Here is a 611-nt window from a genome sequence, read left to right as displayed (position 1 = left end):
ATAAAGAAAAATATATCTATTTATAAAGCTACTAGAAGTGCAATTACATTAAAAGATATTAATGAACATTTATCTAGATATATTTATAATTATCCGAGAAAGGCTTTTGGTGTTAATCATGAAAGTGCTTTAGATTTTTATTGCTACTATATGGAGAGAATAGAAAATATTATACTAAAATATAATGAGACTGAAGTGAAGTTTATTACTTGGTTTACTTATACATTAAGAAATAGTTATTTAAATTATGTTGATTATAAAAAAAGAAAAGAAAAATATAATAATGTAGAAGAAGTTTCTATAGATGCTCCRCTTTGTAATAGGGAAGCTTATACTTTGCATGATGTATTGTATGACACAAAAACTTATTCTTTAAGYGATTATGTAGATAGTACTGATGATATAGAAAATATTAGCTTGAAGATGTTTGATTATATAGAGAGTATTTTTAATGCTAGAGATTCTCTAACATTTTTTATGCATAATTTGGAGCTATTTATAAATCTTGTTTCAAAACCATTAATGAATTATTTTAATATTTCTTATGAAGAGGCATATTCTATTATTGAAAAAGCAAGAGCTACTTATATACATAAATATAATGATATAAT

1 protein-coding gene is annotated in these 611 nt (G+C 22.8%); it reads left to right on the top strand.

Translation table 11 applies throughout. The features are described 5' to 3' along the window. A partial coding sequence (locus GQX97_RS13970; protein WP_157152342.1) for an RNA polymerase subunit sigma occupies positions 1-611 on the top strand: 611 nt, incomplete at both ends.

The organism is Brachyspira sp. SAP_772, assembly GCF_009755885.1.
In the GTDB taxonomy this organism is placed as follows: domain Bacteria; phylum Spirochaetota; class Brachyspiria; order Brachyspirales; family Brachyspiraceae; genus Brachyspira.
The sequence above is the reverse complement of the archived record's forward strand: the minus strand, read 5'-3'. Positions and strand labels throughout refer to the sequence as shown.